The following is a 25,566-nucleotide window of genomic DNA, read 5'->3' as shown; positions in this document are numbered from 1 at the left end:
CGGAGCAGTAGGGCGGCTGACGGCTCAGCCGAGTTCCGCCAGGCCCCGGCGGGTCGCCGCGATCACCACCCGGTCGTCCTTCGTGAGGAGGCGGTCGGGTGGGGTGTCGGCCTCGCCCTCCACCGCGAGGGCGCGCCAGACACCGGGTGCGAAGGCGGCCGCCAGGGTCCGGCCCTCCAACTGGGGTCGGTCGGCGACGTCCACGGAGGCGAACAGCAGCACCCGCCGCTCCACCGGGACCGCGCCCAGCACCCGGCGCCCCAGCATGGCCCCGGCGAAGGCAGGGGCCGACAGATAGGAGACGCTGCGGCTGCGCGTCGTGGCCAGCGGGTGGGCCACCCGCAGGGTGCGGTACACGGCGGTGGCGAAGTCGTCGTCGTACAGGCGCAGCACCGCGCGCAGGTCGGGGCGGACCCCGCGCGCGTACAGGACGGCCTCCAGGTTGGTGGTGTCCGCGCTGGTCACCGCGAGCAGGGCGTGCGCCCGGTGGATCTTGGCCGCCTCCAGTACGCCCTCCTGCGTGACGTCCCCGATCACCACCGGCACCCGCAGCCGCCGCGCCACCGCGAGCCCGCGCGCCTCCGGGTTGCCCTCCACGCACACCACCGGGATGTGCAGCTCCCGCAGCCGGATCAGCACCCGCGTACCGATCTTCCCCAGCCCCAGCAGGACGACATGACCGCCGAGCCCGCGCGGTGGCTTCCGCAGCGCGGACTGCGTACGGAAGGTGCCCAACCCCTCCAGCACGGCGGCCAGCAGCACCGGAAGCAGCAGCAACCCGACCAGTCCGGACAGGAGTTGGAGGATCTTGCGCCCCAACGGCTCGCCCAGTGCCGGATCGTCGATGGCGAAGAGGTCCAGCAGGGTCAGGTAGAAGGCTTTGACGGGATGAATGCCGGTCACGATCGACAGGGCGACCGCGAGCGCGATCACACAGCCCGCGAGGACGGCCAGCGACCACCTCAACTGCTTGGAGAACAGGGAGGAGAGGGGCGGTACGCCGCCCACGCCGAGCCCGCTCCCCGGCGCCGCTCCCTCCGTCGCCGAGAACCGTTCCAGCAGCACGGTGGACCGGCCGTCCGCCCGCCGTACCTCCTCGTCGTCGGGCAGCAGCACCGGGCCCTCGTCGCTGCCGTCGGCGGACAGCAGGGCCAGCGTGCACAGGCCGCGCGGCGCGGGCACGCCGGGCGGCGGCGCGACCCGTTCCACCGCCCGCAGCAGCAGCCCCTCCGCCTGGATCACCTTGCCGGTCCCGGCCACGGCGGTCGCCGCGAGCGCGGGCGCGGCGGTGTCCGCGTCGGACAGCACGGAGGTGGTCGCGTCCCGGACCGCCTCGTCGTCCTCGCCCACCAACACGGCCGCCTGATCGAGGAGTTCCTCGATGTGCTGGCCCAACCGGCGGTTGTACAGCCGCAGTACGAGCCGCAGGCGCGGGTTGAGGCGCCGGGCGGTGAGCGCGGCACGGATGTTGGTCTCGTCGTCCTCGTAGACCAGCGCCAGCGCGGCCGCCCGCTCCACCCCGGCCTCGGCGAGCACCTGCTCGGTCAGGAACTCGGTCTCCAGCACCCGTTCCGCGCCACGGGGTCGGCCTGCGGCCCCGGAGCCGCCGGGCGCCGCTGGACCCCCTCGGCCGACCGCCACCGACACCACCCGGTCGAAGAGCGCCGCCGGAGCCGACCGGGGCCGCCCGACCACCGGCCGCCGCGCGGTGCGCGCGTTCGGCGGCACGACGAGGACGACCTGCTCGCCGTAGACTCCGCGCAGCTCGGCGGACAGCCGGTGCGCGAGACCGTCGTCCCCGCACACCACCATCGGCGCCGCCGCGCCACCTGAACCGCCCTGATACGGAACGCTGTTCGCCACGAGGGAAAAGACTGCCCCAAGAAGGCGGGCGGTTCCAGTGATCACCTGAACGGGGCTGTCCGCGGCCGCGTACGCCCTGGCAGCCGCACTCAGCCGGAGGTCTCTACCCGTGGCCATTGCCGAAGACGTCCCGTCAGCGGGTGAACGGTCCGGTGGTGCTGGTGCTGGTACTAGTACTGGTATCGATCCTGGTACCCAGCCTGGCACTGGTATCGATCCTGGTACCCAGGCTGGTGCAGGTACTGATCCTGGTACCCAGGCTGGTGCAGGTACTGATCCTGGTACCGGCGGCGGTACTGGTACTAGTACTGGCAACTCCGATCCTGGTACCCAGCCTGGTACGGGCACTGATCCTGGTACCGGCGGCAGTACCGGTACCAGCGCGGGTGCCGGTACCGGTACCGGCACCCGGCTCAGTTCCCCCCTCGTCCTCACCCTGGTGCTGCTGCTCGCCGTCCTCGCCCAGGCGCCGATCCGGGGCGCGCTCGGCACCCCGGTGATGCAGAGCTGGACCACGGTGTTCGTCGCCGTGACCGTGCAGGCGCTGCCCTTCCTGGTCCTCGGGGTACTGCTCTCCGCCGCCATCGCCGTCTTCGTACCGCCCGCCTTCTTCGCCCGCGCCCTGCCGAACAGGCCCGCGCTCGCCGTACCGGTCGCGGGGCTCGCGGGCGCGGTGCTACCGGGATGCGAGTGCGCGTCGGTGCCGGTGGCGGGCGCGCTGGTGCGGCGGGGCGTGACCCCGGCGGCCGCGCTGGCGTTCCTGCTGTCCGCGCCCGCGATCAACCCGATCGTGCTTACCGCCACGGCCGTCGCCTTCCCGAACAACCCGGAGATGGTCGTCGCCCGGTTCGCCGCCAGCCTGCTGGTCGCCTGCGCGATGGGCTGGCTGTGGCAGCGGCTCGGCCGCGCCGACTGGCTGCGCCCGCCCGCGCACGGCGCCCATGAGGGCGCGACGAAGGCGGAGACCTTCTGGAACTCCGTCCGCCACGACACCATGCACGCGGGCGGCTTCCTGGTGATCGGCGCGATGGCCGCCGCCACCCTGAAGGCGGTCGCCCCGGCGGAGTGGCTCCGCACGGCCGCGGGCAACCCTTTCCTCGCCGTCCTCGCGCTCGCCGTGCTGGCCGTGGTGCTGTCCATCTGCTCGGAGGCGGACGCGTTCGTCGCCGCCTCGCTGACCGACTTCTCCCCGACGGCCAAACTGGTGTTCCTGGTGGTGGGTCCGATGATCGACCTCAAGCTGTTCGCCATGCAGGCGGGCACCTTCGGCCGCGGCTTCGCCCTGCGCTTCGCCCCGGCCACCTTCGCGCTGGCCGTCACGAGCGCGCTGGTCACCGGGGCGGTGCTGCTGTGAACCGCCAGGCGCAGGCCGCCGTGATGTTCCTGCTCGGCGGGGCACTGCTGCACGCCGGGACGACCGATCTGTACCTCCGATACGTCAAGTCGGGCTTGCGACCGTTGGTGTTGGCGGCGGGAGTGGTCCTCGTGGTGGCCGCCCTGGCCACGGTCTGGTACGAGCGGAAGCGGACTCGTGGGGGTCATCCCGAGCCCCAGGTGGCGTGGCTCCTCGTCCTGCCCGTCCTCGCCCTCATCCTCATCGCCCCGCCCGCCCTCGGCTCCTACAGCGCGGTCCGCACCGGTACGGCACTCCAACCCCCGTACGGCCTGGACCCGTTGCCCGCCTCGGACCCCGTCCGGCTGAGCGTCGTCGACTACGCCTCCCGCGCCGCCTACGGCCACACCCTGCGCGGCCGCACCGTCCGCGTCACCGGCTTCCTCGCCCTGGACGCGCACGGCACGCCCTACCTCGTTCGCATGGCCCTCAACTGCTGCGCCGCCGACGCCCAGCCGGTCAAGGTCGGCCTGACGGGCCAACTCCCGCCGGTGCTACGGCCGGACGCGTGGATGGAGGTGACGGGGGTGTACGCGTCCCGGGTGACGCGCGACCCGGTCAACAACGGCTTGATCCCGTATCTGCGGGTCACATCGGCCCGGCCGGTGCCTACCCCGGCTGATCCCTACGACGAGACGTGGAACAAGTGAGGGACGCGGCGTCGAGGAGGGACTCGGCGGCCCCGGTACGGGCGTAGAGGACGGACCGCCCGGCCCGGTGGGCGCTGACCAGCCCCGCGTCGCGCAGCGCGGTGAGGTTCTGCGACACCCCGGCCGGGGAGAGCCCGGTGCGCTGGGCGAGTTCGGTGGTGGAGGCGGGGGACTCCAGCTCGGTCAGCAGCAGGGTCCGGGAGCGGCCGAGGACGGGGATCAGGGTGTGGGTGCCGGTGGTTGGCCGCGTCTCCCACAGGGTGCCGGTTCCGCGTGCCGGATAGGCGAGTTGGGGTGGGTCCGGCGGGCTGACCTGGGTGCGGAGGCCGGGGCCGGTGAAGGCGGAGGGGATCAGCAGGAGTCCCGTGCCTGTGCTGTGCCGGGGCATGAGCCGTTTCCGGTGGACCAGGCTGAGCGTGCTGGCGTCCCAACTGATGCTGCTGTGCAAGTCGTTGAAGAGGCGGCCGGTGCCGTGCTCGGCGACCGTACGGGCCCGGTGGAAGACGTCGGCGTCCAGTACGGCCCTGATGCGGCCCCAGTAGGGGGCGAGCGCCAGTTCCCAGTACGTCTCGATCTCCCGCGTGAGCTTGGCCAGCCGGGCTGCCGGATCGGCGCGCAGGCTCGACAGGCGCGGGCCGAGGTGGCCGCCCTGGTGGCGGGCGAGGTGGTCGAGGTCCTGGCGTACGCGGTCGGGGGGTGAGGCGAGGATCGTGGCCCACTCGGTCTCCGGTGCGGGGGCCGGGCCGGTGGGGGCCGGGGTGAGGAAGTCGGGGACGTAGCCGGAGGGGCCGATCAGCTCGGCCAGCCAGCCCCGGTCCAGTCCGGCGGCCAGCACGCGGGGGCGCGCCTGCTCGATCCAGGGGCGGTGCACCGGGTGCGCGGTGTCCGAGGTCAACAGCCGGAAGCTGGGGGCGACTTCCCACATCGGCGAGACGGCGAACCGCACCTGTGCCAGGTCGTCCGCCGAGAACGCCAGCTCCGCCACGACCATCGCCCCCGCAGGATTCAGGCATGCCTTAATCAATGGCCCATCAGGGTAGCGTGCGCCGATCATCCCGTTATGACGTCAACGATGATCACCGCTGCGGCGGCGGGCACCTGGAAACTCGGCGACCGCACGGTCAACCGGCTCGGCTTCGGCACGATGCGCCTGCCCCAGCACGGCGAGGCGCTGATACCCGACGCCGTCCCGCGCGACCGGGACCAGGCGATCGCGGTGCTGCGCCGCGCGGTCGAGCTGGGCGTGAACCACCTCGACACCGCCGCGTTCTACTTCTCGCCCCTCAGCTCCGCCAACGAACTCATCAACCACGCCCTCACGCCCTACCCGGACGACCTCGTCATCGTCACCAAGGTCGGCCCCGGCCGCGATCCCTCGGGCGAGTGGCTGCCCCACGCCACCCCCGGGCAACTGCGCGGCCAGGTCGAGGAGAACCTGCGCCAGCTGGGCCGCGACCACCTCGACGTGGTCAACCTGCGCATCGTCGGCCCCGATTCGATCGCCGAACGCTTCGGCGCCCTCGCCGAACTGCGCGACACCGGGCTCGTCCGCCACCTCGGCCTGTCCAACATCCGGCCCCATCAGCTCGCGGAGGCTCAGGCCATCGCGCCGGTGGTGTGCGTGCAGAACATGTACGGCATCGGGGCGTCGGCCGAGCAGGAGGAGATGCTGCGGATCTGCGGCGAGCGGGGGATCGCGTTCGTGCCGTTCTACTCGATCGCGGGCAGCGGGCGTACGGCGGGCGCCCCGGTGCATGCCTTGGGTGACGGCTTGGCGGACGGCGAAGGCGCGGTGGAGGCGGTCGCCCGCGCCCGTGGGGTGAGCGCCGCGCAGGTCCGGCTGGCGTGGACCCTGCAGCGCGGGCCGCATGTCCTGGCCATCCCCGGCACCGGCGACCTCGGTCACCTCGCTCAGAATGTGGCCGCGGGTGCTCTGCGGCTCTCGGCGGAGGAGCTGGCCGGGCTGGGCTCCTCCGCGTGAGCGTGAGTGTGACCGGGGCGCCGTGAATTGGGTCCGTGTACTGGTCGGGCTGTCAGTTGAGGCAGAGGACCAGCAGGCAGAGGTGGGAGGAGGAGGGCTGGGTGGAGGGGGAGGCCGACTGGGCCGGGGATGCGGTGGGAGAGGGGGAGTGCTGCTCCGGGGCCGACGTGGACGGGGTGGCGCTGGGGGAGTCCGTCGTGGTGTCGGGGGTGGGGGTGGGGGTGCTCCGCGTGGGGGTGGGGGACTGCTCCGTCGGGGCCAGGGGGGAGGCGGGGGAGGCAGGGGTGGCGGAGTCCGGCGCGGGCGCGGTGCTGTGAGGGAGGGGGAGCAGCGAGCGGGCGTGCGGGAGTACGGAGGAGGACTGCGTGGGCGACCCGGACCGCTTGGAGGACTCGGACGGCTCCGGGGAGGCGGTGCCCGGTGCGGCGGGGGCCTTGGAGCGGTGCACGGAGGGGCCTGTGTGCTCGGCACCTGTGTGCGGCGCGCCGCTCGGGGTGGCCGAGCCGTAGGTGGGGGACGGCGTCGGTACCGGGAGCCCGGCCGTGGCCTCCGGACCCGTACCGCCCATCGGGCGCTCGCCCTGCGCCGCAGTGGTCCGGGTGCGGTCGGTCGGCTGGTGGTTCAGCACGGCGAAGGTCAGTCCGCCGCCGACCAGCGCCACGGCGGTCGCCAGGACGGCACGGCGACGGGTCTTCCGCCAGCGGGTCTGCTCACGACGCCGGGCCGCGCGACCGGCACCCGCGGGCACCTCGGCCGGGTGCTGCGGGTACGAGTGCGGGCTCGGGGCGGTCGGCGGGGGCACCGACCTGGTGTGGCGGGACGCGGCCGAGGGCGCGTCCTCCTCGCCGGGGCGCCGGACGGCGTACGTGCTCGGGCGGACCGGCATCGGGGCCAGGTCCGGGGAGGCGCAGGCGCCGCAACCGGGGCAGACCAGGGCGCCGTTCAGATGCCGACGGCAGGCGGAGCAGTAGTCCATTCGCGGTCTTCCTGGGTCGACGGGCGCGGGTGAGCGCCGCCACCGTAACGGGGCTTTCGGAAGACTGTGTGCGCCCCATGTGGCCCTCCTGCACGCATTCCCGGCGGATTCCAGGTGGCCGGAACCTATGTGGCCGGAACCCATGTGGCCGTCACCCATGTGGCCCGGTGACACAGACCACACCTCCCTATGTCACACCAGCGCCGCCCCACCCGTCGTAACCGTGAATCCAACGGAATCCGACGGAACCAGCCCCAGGAGCGCAGCCATGGACGCCCGCCTCAACCCCTTCGCCATCCCCGCCGCCGCCAAGGTCGTCAAGCACATCGGCGCCGCCGGAAAGGTGGTCTCCGACTCCACCCTCCCCGCCGCCACCCAGGAGCTGGTGAAGATCCGCGCCAGTCAGATCAACGGCTGCGCCTTCTGCCTCGACATGCACACCAAGGAGGCCGCGCACGCGGGAGAGACCCAGCAGCGGCTGCACATGGTCGCCGCCTGGCGCGAGGCCACCGTCTTCACCGACGCCGAGCGCGCCGCCCTCGAACTGGCCGAGCAGGGCACCCGCCTCGCCGACACCCCGGGCGCCGTCACCGACGAGGCGTGGGCGGACGCGGCGAAGCACTACGACGAGGACCAGCTCGCCGCGCTGGTCTTCCTCATCGGCCTGATCAACGCCTACAACCGCATGAACGTGATGCTCCGCATGCCCGCCGGTGACTACCAGGTCGGCCAGTTCGCCTGAGGGCATCCGGACGCGGGTCGGCGTGTGCGCCCCGCGGCGCGCACGCCGCTCGCTTATCGTCGGCCAAACACCGACATCCGGAGTGAAAATGGGAAAAACGGATGAGCTGGTGGGAGTGGTCGACGGGGCGGCGACGGTCGTCACCCCCACCGCTCCACCGGCCCGCCCCAGCCCCGTACGGCCCCTGCTCGCCCTCACCGCCGCGGCGGCCGTCGGGATCACCGTCCTGCTGCTCGCCCGCGCCGGGGTGCTCGACCGGCCCGCCGTCCAGGCGTGGCGCACCGTCTGCCTGGCGATCACCGTGCAGGCGCTGCCGTTCCTGATCCTCGGCACCGTGCTGTCCGGCGCGATCAACGCGTTCGTCCCGGCCGACCTGTTCACCCGTGTGCTGCCCAAGCGGGCCGCGCTCGCCGTGCCGGTGGCGGGGGTGGCGGGCGCGGTGCTGCCGGGGTGCGAGTGCGCGTCCGTACCGGTCGCCAACAGCCTGATCCGGCGGGGCGTCACCCCGGCCGCCGCCTTCGCCTTCCTGCTGTCCGCGCCCGCGATCAACCCGATCGTGCTCACCGCCACGGCCGTTGCCTTCCCCGGCAACCCCGCGATGGTCGCGGCCCGGCTGGTCGCCTCGCTTGCCACCGCCGCCGTGATGGGCTGGCTGTGGCTCTGCTTCGGCAAGGAGAAGTGGCTGCGCCCGGCCGTACGGCACACCGGGCACCAGCACGGGCACAGCCGCTGGGCCGAGTTCCGCCAGGGCTTCCAGCACGACTTCCTGCACGCGGGGGGCTTCCTGGTGCTCGGCGCGATGGCCGCGGCCACCTTCAACGTCGCCGTGCCGCGTACCGTGCTCGACACCTTCTCCGGCTCGCCCTGGCTCTCCGTACTGTTCCTCGCCGGACTCGCGGTCCTGCTCGCCGTCTGCTCGGAAGCGGACGCCTTTGTGGCGGCGTCACTCACAGGCTTCTCCCCCACAGCCCGGCTCGCTTTCATGGTGGTCGGCCCCATGGTGGACCTGAAGCTGATCGCCCTTCAGGCGGGCACGTTCGGCCGCGCCTTCGCCGTACGGTTCTCCGCCGCGACCACGGTCGTCGCCGTCACCGCCAGCGCCCTGATCGGAGGCGCGCTGCTGTGAGACGCCTCGCCCAGACCGCCCTGCTCGCCCTCATCGGCGCCGGCCTGCTGCACACGGCCCTCTTCACCGACCTCTACCTGCGCTACGTCAAGGAGGGCCTGCGCCCCGTCCTGATCGCCTCCGGCGTCGTCCTGCTGCTCCTCGCCACGGTGAACGCCTGCCTCGACCTGCGGCGCGGCCCGGAATCCCACGAACACCACGACCACGCCCACTCCCACGGCCACGACCACTCCACCGCCCCCAAGGTCGCCTGGCTCCTCGCCCTCCCCGCCCTGAGCCTCCTCCTCTACGCCCCACCCGCCCTCGGCGCGTACACGGCGGCCCACTCCAACGGGAAACCGGTCGCCACCACCCCGAAGGAACGCTTCCCCGCTCTCCCCACCGCGACCTCCCCACTCCCCCTGACCCTCACCGGCTTCACCCAGCGCGTCCAGCAGGACCCCACGCTGGCGATCAAGGGCAGACAGGTCCAGCTCACCGGGTTCGTCACCCCGGCCGGGTCCGGCGGCGGCTGGTACTTGACCCGGATCATCTTCACCTGCTGCGCCGCCGACTCCCAGACCGTCAAGGTCCGCGTGTACGGAACCGACGCCCCGCCCGCCGATACCTGGCTGGCGGTCACCGGAACCTGGCATCCGGCGGGCCACCTCGGTACCAGGACCGCCGAGGCCGCACTCGACGTCCACGACACCCACCCCATGGCCCAGCCGGTCAACGCCTACACCGACGACCTCCCCCTCACCCCCTCGTAGCCGCACCGGCCGCGCTGCACCCCACCCCGCCCCCGCGATACCCTGATGACCGGCCGCGCCTCACCGCGCGGCGCGGCGGTGGGGCTCGCCGTACCCGAACCGCGGCATCGACGCCGCCAACAGTCCCTACTTGCGATGGAGTGCGCCCGCGTGCGCGGGCCCCGGCGAGTAGGAGACGTACGCCCATGACGGCACCACGACCCATGACGACGAACGAACCCGTCGACCCCGACATCGACCTGCGCTCTCCCGCTCAGTGGCAGGAAGCCTGGCGGGGGCAGGGCCCGGTCGTGGCCGTGGTCGCGCTCGGCGGCGCGATCGGCGCGACGGCCCGGTACGCGGCGGCGCTCCTGTGGCCGATCCAGAACCCCGGCTTCCCCTGGACCACCCTGCTGGTCAACGTGACCGGGTGCGCGGTCATCGGCGTCTTCATGGTGCTGATCAGCGAGGTGTGGACGGCGCACCGGCTGGTCCGGCCGTTCTTCGGTACGGGGGTGCTGGGGGGCTTCACCACGTTCTCCACGTACGCCGTCGAGATCGAACGGCTGGTGGACGCCGGTGAGGCGCGCACCGCCCTCGCGTACCTGGCCGCGACCCTCTTCGCGGCCCTCGGCTCGGTCGGACTCGCGGTCGCGCTCACGCGTCGCGTCCTGGCCTGGAGGCAGCGATGACCACGACACGGCTGACCGGCGACGCCCTGAGGGTGACGGTCTTCATCGGCGAGCACGACACCTACCACCACAAGCCGCTCTACAGCGAGATCGTGCACCGCGCGCACGCGGCCGGTCTCGCGGGCGCCAGCGTGTTCCGGGGCATCGAGGGCTTCGGCGCGTCCTCCCTGATCCACACCGCCCGGCTGCTCTCCCTGAACGAGGAACTGCCGGTGGCGATCGTGATCGTCGACACCGGGGAGCGCGTACGGGCGTTCCTGCCGGAACTGGACGAGCTGGTGGAGTCGGGGCTGGTGATCCTGGACGACTGCCAGGTCATCCGCTACGCGGGCAGCCACTCGGGCCGTCACTCGCGGCGCCACCCGGGCCGCTCGGGTCACTCGGGTCACTCGGGCAAGGAGAAGAAGGCGTGAACTGGCTGCTGGTGATCATCGGCGGCGCGGCCGGAGCCCCGCTGCGCTACCTCACCGACCGGGCCGTGCAGAAACGCCACGACGCCGTCTTCCCGTGGGGCACCTTCACCGTCAACGTCCTCGGCTGCTTCATCCTGGGCCTGCTCACCGGCGCGGTGACGGCGGGCGCCGCCTCCTCCCACGTCCAACTCCTCATCGGCACCGGCCTCTGCGGCGCCCTCACCACCTACTCCACCTTCTCCTACGAGACCCTCCGCCTCACGGAGGACGGAGCCAGGTTCCTGGCCGCGGCCAACGTGGTGGCGAGCGTGGTGGCGGGCCTGGGCGCGGCGTTCGTGGGGACGGCGTTCGCCGAGGCGATCTGGGCTTGAGGCAGATTGTCTGATCGTGATCTTTCCACCGCTGACCAGGGCTCGTTGATCCATTAACGTCTAGCCGCACGTGGCTGACGAGATCCACCGCAGCCACCGTGGACCGGCGCGGGGGTGTCCGGCCACGAACGGGGGCGCCGCACGGCGGCACATAATCGCATCAACAAGGGGGGCGTGGGGGCATTGACCCGGACGTCGACTGAAGCACAGCCTGGACGCGGCCGACGTGGCCGACGCACCGGGGGCGGGGGTCTCGCGGCCGGTGCGGCCGCCACGATCCTGGCGGTCGCGGGAACAGCGGTCCCGCTCGCCACGGCCGCGGCGCCCGCGCAGGCCGCCCAGGTGGCGACCGCGGCGAATCCGTCCCCGGAGGTCGTGATCCCGCGCGCCGACCGGGCCACCCCTCGTGCGGACACCCCGCTGGCGGCGACCGGCACCGGCTTTCTGCACCGGCAGGAAGGCAGGGACGGCTACACCTGGACCGACTTCGCGAGCGGCACCTCGACGCAGGTGCCCGGCCTGCAGACCCTGCCCGCCAACGCGCTCGTACGTCCCGTCGGCGCCGGTGGCGACCTGCTCGCCATCTCACCGAGCCCGGCCCGGGGCGCCGCCTGGTACACCCTGCTCGATCCGCACACCGGTGAGCGGCGGGACGTACAGCTCCCGGCGCACCACACCTTCCGGGGGACCGTCGGCGGCAAGGTGCTGGCACTGGAGTCCGCGACCAGCACCACCAGCTCCGCCGGGGTGCTCCTGGACCCGATGGACCCGGGAGCCTCCGCCGCGCACCCGCTGCAGATCACCGGCCTGCCCGAGGGTGCCAAGCTGAACAGCCTCCCCCTGCGGCAGCAGGCCACGGACGACCGCGGCGCGGTGATCTCCTTCCGACGGGACGGCGCGTACCGCTACGGCCTGCTGGACCCCGCGACGGCCGTGATCACCCCGCTCCCCGAGGCGATGAGTGGCGAGGGACTCGACATCCTGCTGAGCGCCGACCGGATCGCCTGGTGGGGCCACGGCCACTCCGGCCTGCGCTGGCTGCCGCGAGGGGACTTCTCCTCCGGTCCGGCGGAGCTTCCGCTCCCCGACGACGCGTTCCCCGTGGCGCTGCTCGGCGACACCCTCCTGACCTCGTCCCCGGACACCACCTCGGGCACCGCGCTCGGCCGACGGCTGACCGCCCGGCCGCTCGACGGCACGGAGCCGACCACCGTGCTCGACCACCTCGCGCCCGTATCGGACTCTCCGCCCCAGGCGGCGGACGGAAGCGCCCTGTTCGTCGGCGGTACTGGTAGCGGCGACTGGGCGGTGCACCGCTTCACCGCGCGCCCCGAGGGGACACCGGCACACGAGGTGGCCCAGCCGCTGCCCCCGGTGTCCGCCAAGCTCCTGGGGCTGAGCCTGTACCGGGGCACCCTCGGCCGGGTGGACAGTACCGAGGGCACGGTCTCCATCCGTCAGCAGGACATCGGCACCGGGCCGGTCCCGGTCGCGGGAGCGGCCGAGCCCTTGCCCGTGGGCATGCCCTCGTACACCGTGCGCTGCGCGACGGGTGAGGACTGCGTACGGATGGTGGAGGGCAACTGGTACGGGGTCTCCTTCCTCTCCGAGGCGGGCGGGCAGACGTACCTGGAGACCCGGGTGGACCCCTACACCTCGGACGTGCGGGTGGAGTTGCCCGGCAGCGGCGGAGAGGTCCGGGACGCCTCTCCCTCGTACGTGGTGGTGGACGGCGGTTCCCCGAAGACCCAGTACCTGATCGACCCGGGCTACGGCCGGGTGATCCGCAGCCGCCCGGTGCAGGCCGCGGCGCTCTGGTACTCCACCCTGTGGAGCGCGGCCCCCGCATCCCCCGGAACGCTGACGGCAGAGCGGCTGACCTCGGACGCCACCGTGCCCGGCAAGCCCGTGCGCACCGTGCGGACCGGCGCCGCCTGCGTGCCCACCGAGCTGCAGGCGACCGCGCGATGGCTGTACTGGTCCTGCGGTGCCGACAAGCAGGCCGGGGTGTACGACCTGACGAACAATCGTGGGTTCGCCGTGCCGTCGGGCTCCGCCATGCTCGGGGACGGCTACGTGATCCGGCACGACCGTGCGGCGGGCGAGCTCGAGCTGACCGACTTCCACACCGGCAGCCCGCTCGCGGAGCGCTCCTTCGCCGCTCTCCCCGCCGGCTCGCTCGCGGACGACCGCAGGATCACCTGGACGGTGGACAAGTACAGCGGTCACGTCGCCTACGCGGACGCCGACGGCCGCGTGCACGTGGCGGCGGACGGCGTGCCGGACTCCGCCCCGGTCGTGGGCGAGGAATACAGCAACGAGAACGCCGCGCCGAGGACGACCTCGTCGTACTACTCGACCTGGACGGCCTCGTTCGAGCTGAGCCGCCCCGTGGACTCCTGGCAGGTGGACATCGTCCACAAGGCGACCGAGCGCAGGGTGGCCACGCTGAGGGGCGGAGCCGTACGAGGCAACTCTGCCGTCGACGCCTCGTGGAACGGCCGGGAGCCGAACGGCGCTCTCCCCCCGAGCGGCACCTACACCTACCAGTTGACCGCTCGCGTCGGCGGCGGGACCGCGCCGGTGAAGGTGGGAAGCGGCCTCCTCCAGGTGCTGTGCGGCGCCCTCCCGACCCATGTCTACGACTGCGACGGCTTCCCCGACATGGTGGCGGTCCGCAAGGACGGCCGGACCGACTCATGGGAGGGGCATCCCCAGGGGCACTTCTACAACCGCAGCTACACCGCTGACTGGCCGACCTCCTCCACCCTGGTGCCGGTCGGCGACATCAACGGCGACGGGTACGCGGACATGCTGGTCCGGAACTCCGCGGGCGAGCTGCGGGCGTACTGGGGCTTCGGGCAGGTGTGCTTCGCCCGGGAAAGCAACAAGTCCACCCTCCTCGGCAAGGGCTGGAACACGTACGACCTGCTGACGTCGGCCGGGGATCTCAACCGTGACGGCCGCCCCGACCTGTTGACCCGTGACCGGTCCGGAGCCCTGTGGTTCCACGCCGGTACCGGTAAGGGAACGTTCAAGTCCCGGGTGCGCGTCGGTACCGGACTGTCCGGCTACACGGCGCTGGTGGGAGTGGGTGACCTCAACGGCGACAAGACCGGCGACCTCCTGGGCCGGGACAAGGCCGGCAACCTCTACCGCTGGTACGGAAACGGAAGGGGCGGCTTCGGGGGACGAGTGAAGCTCACCTCTGGCTTCCGCACGTACGACGCGCTGGTCGGTGTGGGCGACCTGACCCAGGACGGGCGCAACGACCTCGTCGCCCGCGACACCGCGGGCAACCTGTACCGCTGGGCTGGCAACGGCAAGGGCGGCTTCGGCGGACGTGTGAAGATCGGCAGCGGCTGGGGCGTCTACAAGACGCTGTCCTGACGGCCAGGAACGCCCCCTCCGGGGGCCGGTACTTGTCCGCTCTCGTCGTAGTCGTGATGATGGCGCCATGTCTGAGAACGGGGACCGGATAGCGGATTCGGGCACCACGCCCGCCCAGGTGGCGGAAGTGGCGGCTCGCAGAAAGGAGTTCGCCGAGCTGCTCGGTGAGTTCCGCCGTACTCCGGTTCTCGTGCCGCTGGGCGGTGAACAGGCGCTGCTGACGGCCGACTTCAACGGCATCCGTTTCATCCTGGCCTTCTCCGACGAGCAGGCGCTCGCCCGGTACGCCACCGCGCGCGGGGAGTCGGCGCGTGAATGGACGTATCAACGCATCCTGGGCGCACGACTGTTGGACGTGGCGGTGCCCGCTGCGGGCGTCCCGTGCGGGGTGGCACTGGACTGTGCGGATGGTTCGGACGGGATGGTGTTCCCGCCGGTGGCGGGGATCGTGCCGGACGGCGCGGCGGTGGATCTGGACGACGGCGGTGCGGTATGAGCAGTGGTGAGGGCGGGATGGATCTCCAGGCGCAGGGCCTGGAGGAGATCGCCAAGGGCCTGACGGAGGCGCTGGGTGAACTGGGCGAGCTGGGCATGGTCGGCCAGGCGGGCGCGGGCCGCGGCTTCTCCGGGATCGCCTTGTCGGGGCTGGAGTTGGGCCACGAGGGCCTGACGGCTGACCTGAAGACGTTCTGCGAGCGCTGGGAGTGGGGCGTACGCGCGCTGGTCGCGGAGGGCAACGCGTTCGCGCAGAAGACGAACCTGTCGGCGGGCACGTACTACGAGACCGAGCAGTACCTCAAGGGCAGCGTGAAGGTCGTGGCGAACTCGGCGGTGGGCAACCCGTACGCCTCCGAGGAGGACGTGCAGAAGATGGGCTGGGGTGACATCGCCAAGTCCGGCCGCACGGTGGACTATTCGCAGGAGTCCTTCGAGCAGGCGTGGGAGAACAGCAAGCAGGGCTGGAAGGACGCGGGCCGGGACGCGATGACCTCGAACGTGGTCGGCACGGTCCCCGTCACCCCGGAGTACGCGCGCCGCGCGGCGGGCGTGTCCGACGGGGAGTACGACCAGTTCCTCGACAACACCTTCGGCCCGTCCCCAGAGGCCCGCGCGAAGGCGGCCGAGCAGCAGGGCGATGAGGGCTGATGGGGGCTGGGGGGAACGGTGGTGACGTCGTCTCCTGGACTTCCCTGATCCACAACCCGCAAGGCATCACCGCCGTCTACGGAGGCGATCCGCCGCCGCTCTCCCATGTGCGCATCCGGGAGGTCAGCCTGCGGGAGGACGGTCCCACCCTCGCCTTGCGTTTTGACCTTCCGGTATTTCCGGACAACGCGCCCAGAAAATGGGTCGCACAGCATTTCAATACGGTTCAGCTCGAAATCGAGTTCGGTGGAATTCACTCGCTCGTCATCGAGGGGCTCGGTACAGAAGTGACGGCCGACATCGCCCTCTCGGAAGGAGATGGAGTCACTTTGGTGGTCGCGTCTCCGGTCATGCGGGTGGAGGCCGTTGCTCAGAGTGCCTATCTGTCGAGTATTTCGGCGTATGCGGACGGGGGAGAGGAGTGCGGATGAGGCCACCTGTGGCCGGTGGGTTCCTGGCTCCCGGCGACGAAGAAGTTTTCGACACCGTCGGTGAATGGCCGGAGATCCAGGAAAGCGGGGCACGAGTGCTGACCTGGCAATCCGGCAACGGCGTCCTCGTGCTCTCTTACGAAGCCGTCAGCCGATCGGTCAAGGTGCGCTGGTTGAGCGCCGCGGGCGATGTACTGCTGGATGTCTACCGAGAGGGCGCCACACGGCTCGCTTTCACGTCCACCCCCTCGGCCGTCGCTGCGCGGATCGACTTCTCCGTGGGCGAGTGTGCGGGCGTCATGGAAATTGACATCGCCCCTCGCATTTCAGTGCGGGACCGGCTCCTCTTCCAGTGAAGCGAGGAATTTATGGGTCCACTCTTCCCAGCCTCCGCCCACCGCACCTGGTCCCACCCCGAAGACGTCCCCCCGAACACCGCCACAGCCCAACACCTGCACCTGCTGCAAGAGTTCACCGACGGCACCCTCCCAGCCCCCACCTTCGCCCGCACCTGGTGGCAGACCCGCCGAACCGCGCAGGTGAACGGTGAACGCATCCGGGGCCCACTGGAAGAACTTTTCGGCCGCGTCTTCATGCTCCTGGAGGACTATGAAGTCGAGCCGCATCTCGCCGAACCCGGTGACTTGTCGCCCGCGGAACTCCGTACCTCGGTAGCCGAGTTGTGGCATCAGCTCGGAGGGCCGGGTCCACCCCCGTGGAACCCGGCCCCCTAGCCCGGTGGTTCGGTCGCACCCCAGGCCGACGGAGAAGCTCTGACCAGCGAGACAACACTCTGGTGCGAGCAACTCTCCGAGAACGTACACCCTGGTTGCGGGTGACCGTCAACTACAGTGGTGTGCACACCGGGGTGTTCCCCGCGGCCCACACACCAGAGTGGACGCGAGGACGGACAGGACAAGGACGTGCCGGACGTGACTGAGGACGAGCCGCGCAGCTTCGCGGAGTTGCTGGACTACCTGTTCAAGCAGGTCCACCCGGACAATCGCGGCCCCTACACGTACGCCGAGGTCGCCGAGGGCATCCAGGAGGCGTCGGGAGACCAGGGCAAGGGGCTCACGGCTAGCGCGATCCAGCAGTTGCGCACCGGTGCCAAGAAGAACCCGACGAGGCACACCATCAAGGCCCTCGCCGACTTCTTCGGTGTGCCCGCCGGGTACTTCGTCGACGAGGAGGCCGCCCACCGCACCAGGGCGGAGATCGCCGTCCTCGCCGCCATGCGCGACCGTGACGTCCGTTCCGTCGCCCTGCGCGCCAACGGCCTGAGCGCCGAGACCCTCCAGATGGTCGCGGCGGTGATCGAGCAGGCCCGGGTCCTGGAGGGCCTCCCGGGCGAGACCCTGACGAACGGCCTCGATCTGGACGACTAGGGCCTGTCTTCCGGATCTTGCCGGGGTCGCGGGCCCTGGCACGCACTCCCCCAAGCTCTGCGAGCAGGGGGGACCCCCAGCCGCGTTGTCGTCACTCTCCCCCGAGCTCTCGGCTCCGCTCGAGCAGGGGGCACCCCCACCGCTCCGCGTCGACTCCCTCCTCCGCCTTGCAGCTGTACGCACCAGACCCCGCTCGGGTCGGCCCGAAGGCACCGTCGGCCCGAGCCGGCCTGATCCGGAAGAAAGGCCCTAGTTCTGCTCCGCCGGATCGAGGCGTTTCCCCGGGGCGGACCGGAGTATTCGTTTAAGCTTTCGATCGATCCGGCGCGGGGGCTTCCGGATCGCCATCCGGCCATCCGGGGGTCGCGTTCACAGTGCGCCCGACCCGCGCCCGAGCGACGTCAGGACCGACCATGGACCTCGAGCGGCTCCGCACCGCGTGCGAGGAGCGTGTGGCGGCCCTGCGGCTCCCCCATCGCTTCAGCACCCGGGATCTCTGTGACGCCGTGGCGGCCGAGCGCGGTCGGCCGATCATCCTCCGCCCCCTGCGCACGCTCGGCGCGATCGACGCACCGTGCGGCATCCGCCTGGAGACCCCCGACGCCGACCTCCTGTTCTACGAGGAGGGAACGTCCGCCCTGCACCAGAACCACATCCTCGCGCACGAGGTCAGCCACATCATCTGCGACCACCCCGGCAGTCTGGAGCTGGACGCCGACGCGTTCCACGCCATCGGCTTCAACCCCACCCTCGTCCGGCGGATGAACGGGCGCACGAGCTACTCCACGGACGACGAGCGCGAGGCCGAGATGATGGCCACCGTCATCCGGCAGCACATCTACCGCGGACGCGTACTTCCCCCCAGCGAGCCCGCGAAGGGCGCCGAGCGCTGGGAGGCCCTGTTCGCCAAACCCGTCAGGAAGGGCCGTCGGCACCCATGATCAACGTACTGTTCTCGGGCGTGGCCATCGTGCTGCTCGTCGCCGCGGGCTATTGGCTGCGCGGCCGGGGCGGGCCCAGACCGACCGGTACGTGGGCCATGATCGCCCTGCTGGTCTCCTTCGCCCTCGCCTTCGCCTCCTACACGCCGCTCGTGGAGGGCGCCGCCGAGAGCCTCGTCCCGCACGTGGGCCGACTGCTCAGCAACTCGTTCACGGTGGCCGCCGCGACCGCGGTCCTCGCCTTCATGCTCCAGCTCAACCTGGAGCCCGAGGAGGCCCGGCGCAGCATCCGCCTCCGTGTGCTGTTCCTCGGGATCTCCGTCGTCGGCATGACGGCACTGTTCACCGCCGAGCAGCTGAACGACCGTTCGCCCCAGCTGTACGCGCTCTACGTGCTGATCTACATCACCTACCTGGGCGTCACCGCGAAGGACTTCTGCCTGCAGACCTGGAGGCAGTCCCACCGCTCACGGCGCAGCAGCCAGCGCGTCGGACTGCGCGTCACGGCGGCCGGATGCGTCTTCGCCCTGCTGTACGCCGCGTACAAGGTGTTCGGTCTGATCTCGGTCGGGCTGGGACTGGGGCTGCTCCCGCAGGGCGTCCGCTGCTCGACGCCCGTGGCTCCCGTTCGCTGTGTGTTCAGCGTGACGGCGCCCGCCCTGGCCGTTCTCCTCATCACCCTGGGCCTCACCCTCCCCGCGGTCGTCTGGCCCGTCAGCCAGTTCCTGCGGCGGCGGTGGGAGACGCGGTCGCATGCCGCGCTCGGCCCGCTGTGGGAGGACGTCACCGGCGCGGCACCGGAAGTCGTCCTGACCCCGGCCGAGTTCGACGACCAGGAGCACGCGGCCGACTCCGACTTCTTCCTCCACCGCCGCGTGATCGAGATCAACGACGCCGTCCTCGCCCTCCGCCCCCACCGCTCCCCAGGCGTCATGGAGAGCGCCGAACGAGCCGTCGCCGGACAGGGCCTGGGCGGCACCCCGGAAGGGGAGGCGATCGTGGAGGCCGCGGTCCTGCGAGCCGCCGTACGAGCGAAGAAGGAAGGGAACGAGCCGATGAGGAACGTCGCACCGCCGACCCCCGGAGCCTCCGCCCGGGAGGGCGACCTGCGCGCCGAGACGGAGTGGCTGCTCCTGGTCGCCCGCGCCTACGCACGCGACGACATCGCGGCCACGGCCACCGGCGCGACGGGAGTACGGGCATGACCGACCCGCTGCGCGACCCGCGCTTCTTCGCCGACCCGTACCCGACCTACGCCGCGCTGCGGGACTCGTCGCCGGTACGGAGGGTGGCCACCGGCTCCTCGGGGCAGTACAGCTACCTGGTCACCGGGTACGCCGAGGCCCGGCAGGCGTTCGCCGATCCCCGGCTCTCGAAGGACACCGCGCGGTTCTTCGCCGGACGGCCCTCCCGGCGCGACCTCCATCCGGCCGTGGCCCGGAACATGCTCGCCACCGACCCCCCGCAGCACGGACGCCTGCGGTCGCTGGTGACGAAGGCGTTCACCACCGGGGCGGTGGCGCGGCTGCGCCCGTACATCGCCGCTCTGGTCGACGAACTCCTCGACGCCTGGCCGGAGCACGGCACGGTGGACCTCGTGAAGAGCCTCGCGGTCCCCCTCCCGGTCACCGTCATCTGCGAGATGCTGGGGGTGCCCGAGGCCGACCGGGCGCGGGTACGGACCTGGTCGGGCGAGCTGTTCGCCGCCGGAGAGCCCGAGCGGATCGACGCGGCCTCGCACGCCATCGGTGGCTATATGACCGAACTGGTCGCCGCCAAGCGGGAGTCGCCCGGCGAGAGCCTGCTCGACGACCTCATCGCCGTACGCGACGACCAGGACCGGCTGACGGAGCACGAGCTGGTCTCGATCGCCGCGCTGCTGCTCGTGGCCGGCCACGAGACCACCACCAACTTCATCGGCAACGCCGCGCTGGCCCTGCTCCAACACCCCGATTCCTGGGCCCGGTTGCGGAAGGAGCCGGAGTTGCTGCCGACCGCGCTGGACGAGTTGCTGCGCTTCGATTCGCCGGTCGGGATCGCCACGTTCCGCTACAGCACGGAGGAGTTGCCCCTCGGCGGGACCGTGATCCCGGCGGGCGTCCCCGTGCTCATCGCGCCCGGCGCCGCGAACCGGGACCCCGCGCGCTTCCCCGCCCCGAACCGTCTCGACCTCGACCGCACCGCCACGGGCCACCTCGCCTTCGGCCACGGCATCCACCGCTGCCTGGGCGCCCCGTTGGCCCGAGCCGAGGCCGAACTCGCCCTCGGCGCCCTGTTGTCCCGCCACCCCGACGCCCGCCTGGCGGTCCCGGCGGAGTCGCTGACGTGGCGGCACACTCGCCTGATGCGGGGGCTGGTGTCGTTGCCCCTGCGGGTGTGAGGGGACGGCGCGGGTGAGATGGGTCATAGAAAAAGTGCGGGTGTTGTGAACAACCGTCCGTGTCCGTCCGGTTCGCTCCGCGGCGCCCGCCCCAGCGGACCGGACAGCCGTAAAAGGAAGCCAATGCTCCCTTTACCGGGCCTATAACCTGATCGAGATTCAGTGCACCGGCCTTTTTCGTTGCCGATGCTCTTTCGGCGGTCGTTTCTCCGCTTCTCTCTCAGGGGGTCCTTCTGTGAAGCTTCGCCATTCCCTTGCCGTAGCCCTCGTCTGCACGGTGGCCGCACCCGTCGCCCTGTGCACCGCCGCCCCGGCACTGGCCGCGGGCACGGTCCCGGCGCAGACGCGGAACCAGCCGACGTACGAGGAACTGCAGGCAACCGCGGCGGCCGCGGCGAAGGCGCACACGGCGGCCGTCGCCGCCGCGGCGGAGGGCCGCAAGGAGGTCGAGGCGACCCTGAAGGCCCTGGACTCCCCCGAGCACCCGCTCAAGGCGGCCGAGATAGCCGCGGAGAAGGCGGCGAAGGCGGCGGCCTCCGCCAAGAACGCGGCCGACGAGCGCGTCACCAAGGCCAAGGCCGAGCTGGAAGCGGCCGAGGGCGACGCCGAGAAGGCCGCGGCCCAGCAGACCCTGACGGCCGCCGAGGCCGACCTGGCGACGGCGGTCAAGAACCAGCAGACGGCCGACGCCGAACTGGAGAAGGCCGACACCGCGGTGGACGACGCCAGGGTCGCCGCGAGCCGTAAGTACGGTCAGCTGACGGAGGCGGTCCGACGGACCGCCAAGGACCTGGAGACCGCCGACACCGCGCTCGCCGCCGCCAAGGAGTGCGTCAGGGAGAACGGCCTGACCGCCCTCGCGGAGGGGCTCCCCTCCAAGCTCGTCGCGGGGAGCACCGTCGGCTTCACCCTGCGCGTGACCAACGGCACCGAGCGCACCCTGGACGTGGACCCGCTGGTGTTCCTCCACGCGACGGGCGAGGGCGCCGGTGCGAAGAACCTGCTGAAGACGGAGTGGGCCGACGGCACCGCCTGGCGGACCCTGAGCGCCGACCAGCCCGAGCACATCGGCCGGATCGAGAGCCTGCCGCCGCGCGGCCACCAGGACGTCAAGATGCGCCTGACGATCGACCCCTCGGCCCGCAAGACCGCCGGTCTCGCCCTCCTCGCGGGCGACGCCTCCGACGCCTACAACCCGTGCGTCCTGGGCCCGATGAAGCGCTACGACCTCGAAGTCCTCCCCGCGGGCAGCACCCCCGGCAAGGTCGACGACGCCAAGCCCGGCACCCCCGGCAAGACCGACGACCCCCGCCCCACCCCGGCCAACACCCCCGCCCCCCAGGGCGGCACGTCCACCCCGACAATCACCCCCACCCCGACCTCCACCCCCACCGGCGCCCTCGCCTCGACCGGCGCCTCCACAACACTCCCCCTCACCCTGGCAAGCGCCACCGCCCTGACACTCGGCGCAGCAGCCTTCATGACCACCCGCCGCCGCAAGCCGTCCAACCACGCCTGACCCCAAGCCCGAGCAGAGCCCCTGACGAGTGCCTCAACTCGTCAGGGGCTCATCGCTCGACCAGAACGCCGACTTCACATTCGGCGCCGACAGTTCCTTTTTTGAGTGGTCATGCGCGTTCGGCTTGTTGGTTGGCGGAGCGACATCGGACTTCTCCACCCACGGCGTGGTGACGCTCAAGATGGACTCCGTCATGTGTCTCGAAGTTGGCCGCCATCCCATTCTGGCTCGTGGCGACGAGCATGCAGCCCATTCCCTTCCAGTAGCGTTCCAGCACGCCGAGAAAAGCGCTCCCCGTTCGGTCGAGATGACCGTCATGACGGCACGATCCCGGCCCATATAGCAGTCGGCCGACATGGAATACGTGTACGTCCGCTGAACGGGATGTTTGATGGCCACCAATGTCCCGTCCAGAATTTGTCCGCGCTGTCGGCCGCCTGCGGCCGGTCCATCTCCGGTTGGTCGGCCTTGCTGTTTTCCCTGGTCAGGATTTTGGGATGGGGCGGCGTCGGGCGATCTCGGAAGGGCCTGGGGTGGGGGTTGGTCCCCAGCTGATGGCAGCTGAGTCCGTCTGTCCCAACGTCTCGGCTCGCGCGAAATCGTTGGCGTGCGACGCTCGACCGACCGGCTCAGATCACTGTTGAGGGTGCGTGCTTGCTCAGGTAGCTCTTGAAGGTCTTCCTGATCTCCGCCTGTAGATAGCCTGCCTGCGGCGAATTGGGCACGACATCCGGCTCGAAGCCTCTCTTGCGGGCATCGAGGTACCGCACGATGCTCGATGACCTGGTGTTGGCGATGAAGAGTTCGTCCTGGGTACGGATGTCGGCGCGCAATCCCTCGAAGTTCCGCGCGAGGCCGATACCGAGGTTGGAAACGTAGTACTTGCACTCGACGATGAGGACGCTCTGACTGCCTCGTGGTGCGATGCCCTGTGCCCGGCTCAGGGCGGCTTCCTCGGCCGGCAGCACCAGCACGTCGCACTCGTGCAGGACGCCCGATGAGCCGGTCACGTAGACGCCGAGGTGGACTTCGAGGGCGGGAGCTCCGTCGAACTCGATCACGGCGTGGGTGAAGGGCTGGCTGTTGCTGTACAGCTGCCCGGGCCCCGTCCGGAAGACAAGGTTGCGCGCCTTCGCCCCGTAGATGTCTTCGTAGGTGACAGTGGCACCGTGCCGACTCGCTGTGGCGACGATCAGGGAGAAGATGAAGCCCTCGTAGACGTCGGACGGCTTCGAAGCAGAGTCGTACGACACCGCCCCCGTAGCGAGAAGGCTCTTGATCTCGTTGACCAATTGATCGACCGTGCTCAACTGACAACCCCCCTCGCCACGTCGGCCAGCAGTTGGCTGACGCGCATACGTTGCTCAGCCGACATCCGATCTCCCCGGAACTCCGTTCGGCTACGACGCGATCGAGCGTTTTCGTCTGGCTCGAACACGACCGCCTCAGCCATGCTCCGGCTGCCGGCGTCGCCCTCGGGCTCGGTTCGAAGTGTCTTCAGCACCTCCTGTTCCATTTCAGGCAGGTCGACGAGCACGCGCCTAACCGCATCCAGGAGGAGCTGGACACGCTCCTCGTCTGTCATGGCTCGTGTGGCGATGACCAGCGTCCCTCCCTTGCGGTGTGACTCGTACTCGCCGAGGCCAAGCATGCGGTCCACGACTTCGTATCGAGCCGCAGCCGCAGCCGGACTCGTGGCAGGGGAATCATCGCCGCGGCGCTGCTGGCGTCGGCGGAGGATCTTCTCTTCAGGCACTCCTGCGGCGATTGCCGCGTCGACATCGTCGAGCACCCAACTCAGGGAGGTGTCTTGCAGTGATTCGCGGAGCTGCTGCTCCGCGTTGCGCAGTTCGAGTCGGTTCATATTCCCCTCGTATCGGGAGTCTCAATTAGAGGTAGCTGATCGGTCTGTGGTGCGTCTGGTGCCTTGCGCTCGATGCACCGAGGGGGCGCCGGGGTATCCCTCCCGAGCAGGAGAGCTTTTGGAACGGCGGCAGTGTTTGGAGGAGACGGCGGCATCAGGTCGGTACCGGTGCCGGGCCGGTGACCATCAGGCTGAGCCGGGACTTCCCGAGGCCGCGTCAGGAGTTCACCGCCGTCGGCGGTGCCGCAGTCCGTGTCCGCCGCGCCGGGCAGGCCTCCGGTGCGCAGCCGTGACCAACGCGAGCGGTGTTGTTGTCGAGACGGAGGAGGATGGCGAGTACGCAGCCGTGTACGACCTCGAGTTCGAGCGCGTGGAGTCGGAGGCTGGACAGCTGGGCGCTGCTTGTGCGGCGGCGGACGATGAGGGGGGGATGCTCCCCGGCCGTCATGAACGAGCGGCTCGTGGGAGCCTGGCGGAGCCCGAGTCGCCAGGTCAGCCAAGTGTTCACGTTGATACCGCTGCCGCGCAGGAGGTCTCGGGTGACGCGGATCCGCGCCCCTAGGACGTCACCCTCGATAGCCATTGAGTCAGGCTGAGACGGTTCGTCCTCCTCAATGGGACGGGCGCCGCGGGAGACGAGGTCGATGAGGCCGTCGGGAGTCTCGCCCAGCTGGTCGCTGATCAGGCACTGCGTCAGACGCCATGGGGTGACAGGGTGCAGCTCCGTCACCCGGGCGAAGAGCTGTGCGCGGGAGAGGGGGCCCATCTCGTTGACAACCGCGGTCATCGCCTCCACCGCCGTGGAGTACGGAGAAGCGTGTAGGTGTGTCCACTCGGTCAAAGCCCAGGTGCCCTCGGGGCGGATCTGCCGGAACCGGTCGTCACGGCGCAGCGCTTCCCGCACCGCTGCGGGGGTCGTCGAGGCCATGGGGGCGAGCAGCTCGTCGGGCTGGCAAGGGCGCCCGGCCTCCAGCAGCCACAGGTACGCGGCATCGCGACCCCGCGCCCTGCGGCGGACCCAGTGCCCGTCGAGGCTCAGGGCGAGCCGTGACTCGGGGTGGCTAAGGAGCCGGGCCAGGGGGAGACCTGCGGGTAGTCCGGCTTCGGAGGCAGCCCGGCTGAGGTCGTCGCCCCGGAAGGGAGCGGTGTCGACAAGACGGCGCAGGGCGCCGTCCAGAGTGCCGGGGGCGGCACTCCACCACCCACGCAGGAGCCCTGCCCACGTCTGTGGCGCCTCCAGACCCGCCGCAGTCAGCAGCTCCTCAAGTGCCACATGGTCGACGACCCCCAGCGCGGCGGCAAAGGCTTCTCGTGAGGTGCCCGGGCCCGCTCCTGCGGCGAGGGCCGTCTCCCGCCAGCCTTCCTGGACGATGTCCGCCATGTCCGCGAGCCGCTTCCGCGCTCGGTTCTGGATCTGACGCACACGCTCGCCGGTCAGCCCGAGTACTCTCCCGACCTCGTCCAGTGTCCGTCCTTCGGCCCGGCCCGCGACGACGGCCTGCTCACGCTCGTCGAAGATCCCCGTCTCCCACGCCCTGACCAACCAATCGCTCATCGGCCGCTCATCCC

At 71.0% G+C, this 25,566-nt stretch carries 26 protein-coding genes; 19 read left to right on the top strand and 7 right to left on the bottom strand.

Features of this window, described 5'->3' with window-relative positions; genetic code table 11:
* Positions 1-24 precede the first annotated feature (24 nt).
* Entirely contained in the window at positions 25-1,812 is a 1,788-nt protein-coding gene (locus ACI2LY_RS23580; RefSeq protein ID WP_404709179.1) for an NAD-binding protein, read from the bottom strand.
* Between the two features lie 166 nt (positions 1,813-1,978).
* Here ACI2LY_RS23580 and ACI2LY_RS23575 point away from each other — a divergent pair, with 166 nt between their 5' ends.
* Both ACI2LY_RS23575 and ACI2LY_RS23570 read left to right on the top strand, forming a co-directional pair.
* Positions 1,979-3,217 (top strand): permease, encoded by a 1,239-nt coding sequence (locus tag ACI2LY_RS23575; RefSeq protein WP_404709178.1) that lies wholly within the window; start codon positions 1,979-1,981, stop codon positions 3,215-3,217.
* Positions 3,214-3,906, top strand: a complete 693-nt coding sequence (locus tag ACI2LY_RS23570; protein WP_404708903.1) for a TIGR03943 family putative permease subunit — start codon at positions 3,214-3,216, stop codon at positions 3,904-3,906. The genes ACI2LY_RS23575 and ACI2LY_RS23570 overlap by 4 nt, the downstream gene beginning before the upstream one ends.
* Here ACI2LY_RS23570 and ACI2LY_RS23565 read toward each other — a convergent pair.
* Positions 3,866-4,897 carry a winged helix-turn-helix domain-containing protein gene (locus ACI2LY_RS23565; protein WP_404708902.1) on the bottom strand — a complete coding sequence of 344 codons (1,032 nt, stop codon included), beginning with the start codon at positions 4,895-4,897 and terminating at the stop codon, positions 3,866-3,868. The two genes, ACI2LY_RS23570 and ACI2LY_RS23565, sit on opposite strands and share 41 nt — an antisense overlap.
* Before the next feature lie 69 nt (positions 4,898-4,966).
* On the opposite strand from ACI2LY_RS23565, the gene ACI2LY_RS23560 reads away from it, so the two are divergent.
* Positions 4,967-5,887, top strand: coding sequence for an aldo/keto reductase (locus ACI2LY_RS23560; protein ID WP_404708901.1), 921 nt, complete (start codon positions 4,967-4,969; stop codon positions 5,885-5,887).
* A 52-nt stretch (positions 5,888-5,939) separates the two neighbouring features.
* Here the strand turns inward: ACI2LY_RS23560 and ACI2LY_RS23555 are convergent, their stop codons facing one another.
* Positions 5,940-6,863, bottom strand: a complete 924-nt coding sequence (locus tag ACI2LY_RS23555; protein WP_404708900.1) for a hypothetical protein — start codon at positions 6,861-6,863, stop codon at positions 5,940-5,942.
* A gap of 268 nt (positions 6,864-7,131) precedes the next feature.
* Here ACI2LY_RS23555 and ACI2LY_RS23550 point away from each other — a divergent pair, with 268 nt between their 5' ends.
* The 16 genes from ACI2LY_RS23550 to ACI2LY_RS23475 all read left to right on the top strand — a co-directional run bounded on the left by ACI2LY_RS23550 (position 7,132) and on the right by ACI2LY_RS23475 (position 22,133).
* A complete protein-coding gene (locus ACI2LY_RS23550) occupies positions 7,132-7,605 on the top strand; it encodes a carboxymuconolactone decarboxylase family protein (RefSeq protein WP_404708899.1) in 474 nt (157 codons plus the stop codon).
* An 88-nt stretch (positions 7,606-7,693) separates the two neighbouring features.
* Entirely contained in the window at positions 7,694-8,731 is a 1,038-nt protein-coding gene (locus ACI2LY_RS23545) for a permease (RefSeq protein ID WP_401450598.1), read from the top strand.
* The gene (locus tag ACI2LY_RS23540; RefSeq protein WP_404708898.1) at positions 8,728-9,483 is read left to right on the top strand and encodes a TIGR03943 family putative permease subunit; all 756 of its coding nucleotides are present in this window, start codon (positions 8,728-8,730) and stop codon (positions 9,481-9,483) included. The genes ACI2LY_RS23545 and ACI2LY_RS23540 overlap by 4 nt, the downstream gene beginning before the upstream one ends.
* Positions 9,484-9,668: 185 nt before the next feature.
* A complete protein-coding gene (locus ACI2LY_RS23535; protein WP_404708897.1) occupies positions 9,669-10,154 on the top strand; it encodes a fluoride efflux transporter FluC in 486 nt (161 codons plus the stop codon).
* Positions 10,151-10,567, top strand: a complete 417-nt coding sequence (locus ACI2LY_RS23530; protein WP_404708896.1) for a DUF190 domain-containing protein — start codon at positions 10,151-10,153, stop codon at positions 10,565-10,567. The genes ACI2LY_RS23535 and ACI2LY_RS23530 overlap by 4 nt, the downstream gene beginning before the upstream one ends.
* Positions 10,564-10,938 (top strand): fluoride efflux transporter CrcB, encoded by a 375-nt coding sequence (gene crcB, locus ACI2LY_RS23525; protein ID WP_404708895.1) that lies wholly within the window; start codon positions 10,564-10,566, stop codon positions 10,936-10,938. Before ACI2LY_RS23530 ends, crcB begins: the two co-directional genes overlap by 4 nt.
* A 174-nt stretch (positions 10,939-11,112) precedes the next feature.
* On the top strand, positions 11,113-14,328 hold the full coding sequence (locus tag ACI2LY_RS23520) for an FG-GAP repeat domain-containing protein (RefSeq protein WP_404708894.1): 3,216 nt from the start codon (positions 11,113-11,115) through the stop codon (positions 14,326-14,328).
* Between the two features lie 67 nt (positions 14,329-14,395).
* Positions 14,396-14,824, top strand: a complete 429-nt coding sequence (locus ACI2LY_RS23515) for an SseB family protein (protein WP_404708893.1) — start codon at positions 14,396-14,398, stop codon at positions 14,822-14,824.
* A complete protein-coding gene (locus ACI2LY_RS23510) occupies positions 14,821-15,474 on the top strand; it encodes a hypothetical protein (protein WP_404708892.1) in 654 nt (217 codons plus the stop codon). Before ACI2LY_RS23515 ends, ACI2LY_RS23510 begins: the two co-directional genes overlap by 4 nt.
* On the top strand, positions 15,474-15,905 hold the full coding sequence (locus ACI2LY_RS23505; protein ID WP_404708891.1) for an Imm50 family immunity protein: 432 nt from the start codon (positions 15,474-15,476) through the stop codon (positions 15,903-15,905). The genes ACI2LY_RS23510 and ACI2LY_RS23505 overlap by 1 nt, the downstream gene beginning before the upstream one ends.
* Before the next feature lie 8 nt (positions 15,906-15,913).
* Positions 15,914-16,261 (top strand): hypothetical protein, encoded by a 348-nt coding sequence (locus ACI2LY_RS23500; protein ID WP_404708890.1) that lies wholly within the window; start codon positions 15,914-15,916, stop codon positions 16,259-16,261.
* 576 nt (positions 16,262-16,837) lie between these two features.
* The gene (locus tag ACI2LY_RS23495) at positions 16,838-17,293 is read left to right on the top strand and encodes a Secondary metabolite protein (protein WP_404708889.1); all 456 of its coding nucleotides are present in this window, start codon (positions 16,838-16,840) and stop codon (positions 17,291-17,293) included.
* A 413-nt stretch (positions 17,294-17,706) separates the two neighbouring features.
* Complete coding sequence (locus tag ACI2LY_RS23490) at positions 17,707-18,234, top strand: regulator component (protein WP_393913080.1); 528 nt, start codon at positions 17,707-17,709, stop codon at positions 18,232-18,234.
* A complete protein-coding gene (locus ACI2LY_RS23485; protein WP_404708888.1) occupies positions 18,231-19,439 on the top strand; it encodes an MAB_1171c family putative transporter in 1,209 nt (402 codons plus the stop codon). The genes ACI2LY_RS23490 and ACI2LY_RS23485 overlap by 4 nt, the downstream gene beginning before the upstream one ends.
* A complete protein-coding gene (locus ACI2LY_RS23480) occupies positions 19,436-20,614 on the top strand; it encodes a cytochrome P450 (protein ID WP_404708887.1) in 1,179 nt (392 codons plus the stop codon). Before ACI2LY_RS23485 ends, ACI2LY_RS23480 begins: the two co-directional genes overlap by 4 nt.
* 235 nt (positions 20,615-20,849) lie before the next feature.
* Positions 20,850-22,133 carry a hypothetical protein gene (locus ACI2LY_RS23475; RefSeq protein WP_404708886.1) on the top strand — a complete coding sequence of 428 codons (1,284 nt, stop codon included), beginning with the start codon at positions 20,850-20,852 and terminating at the stop codon, positions 22,131-22,133.
* 33 nt (positions 22,134-22,166) lie between these two features.
* Here the strand turns inward: ACI2LY_RS23475 and ACI2LY_RS23470 are convergent, their stop codons facing one another.
* From ACI2LY_RS23470 to ACI2LY_RS23455, 4 genes are all read right to left on the bottom strand, one after another.
* Positions 22,167-22,313 carry a hypothetical protein gene (locus tag ACI2LY_RS23470; RefSeq protein ID WP_404708885.1) on the bottom strand — a complete coding sequence of 49 codons (147 nt, stop codon included), beginning with the start codon at positions 22,311-22,313 and terminating at the stop codon, positions 22,167-22,169.
* A gap of 449 nt (positions 22,314-22,762) precedes the next feature.
* Entirely contained in the window at positions 22,763-23,443 is a 681-nt protein-coding gene (locus ACI2LY_RS23465; RefSeq protein WP_404708884.1) for a hypothetical protein, read from the bottom strand.
* The gene (locus ACI2LY_RS23460; RefSeq protein WP_404708883.1) at positions 23,440-23,997 is read right to left on the bottom strand and encodes a hypothetical protein; all 558 of its coding nucleotides are present in this window, start codon (positions 23,995-23,997) and stop codon (positions 23,440-23,442) included. Before ACI2LY_RS23460 ends, ACI2LY_RS23465 begins: the two co-directional genes overlap by 4 nt.
* A gap of 217 nt (positions 23,998-24,214) precedes the next feature.
* The gene (locus ACI2LY_RS23455; protein ID WP_404708882.1) at positions 24,215-25,552 is read right to left on the bottom strand and encodes a sigma factor-like helix-turn-helix DNA-binding protein; all 1,338 of its coding nucleotides are present in this window, start codon (positions 25,550-25,552) and stop codon (positions 24,215-24,217) included.
* Positions 25,553-25,566 lie beyond the last annotated feature (14 nt).

The organism is Streptomyces sp. NPDC002176, from assembly GCF_044903645.1.
Lineage (GTDB): Bacteria > Actinomycetota > Actinomycetes > Streptomycetales > Streptomycetaceae > Streptomyces.
Note: the sequence above shows the minus strand (reverse complement) of the source record. Positions and strands in the feature narration are given on the sequence as shown.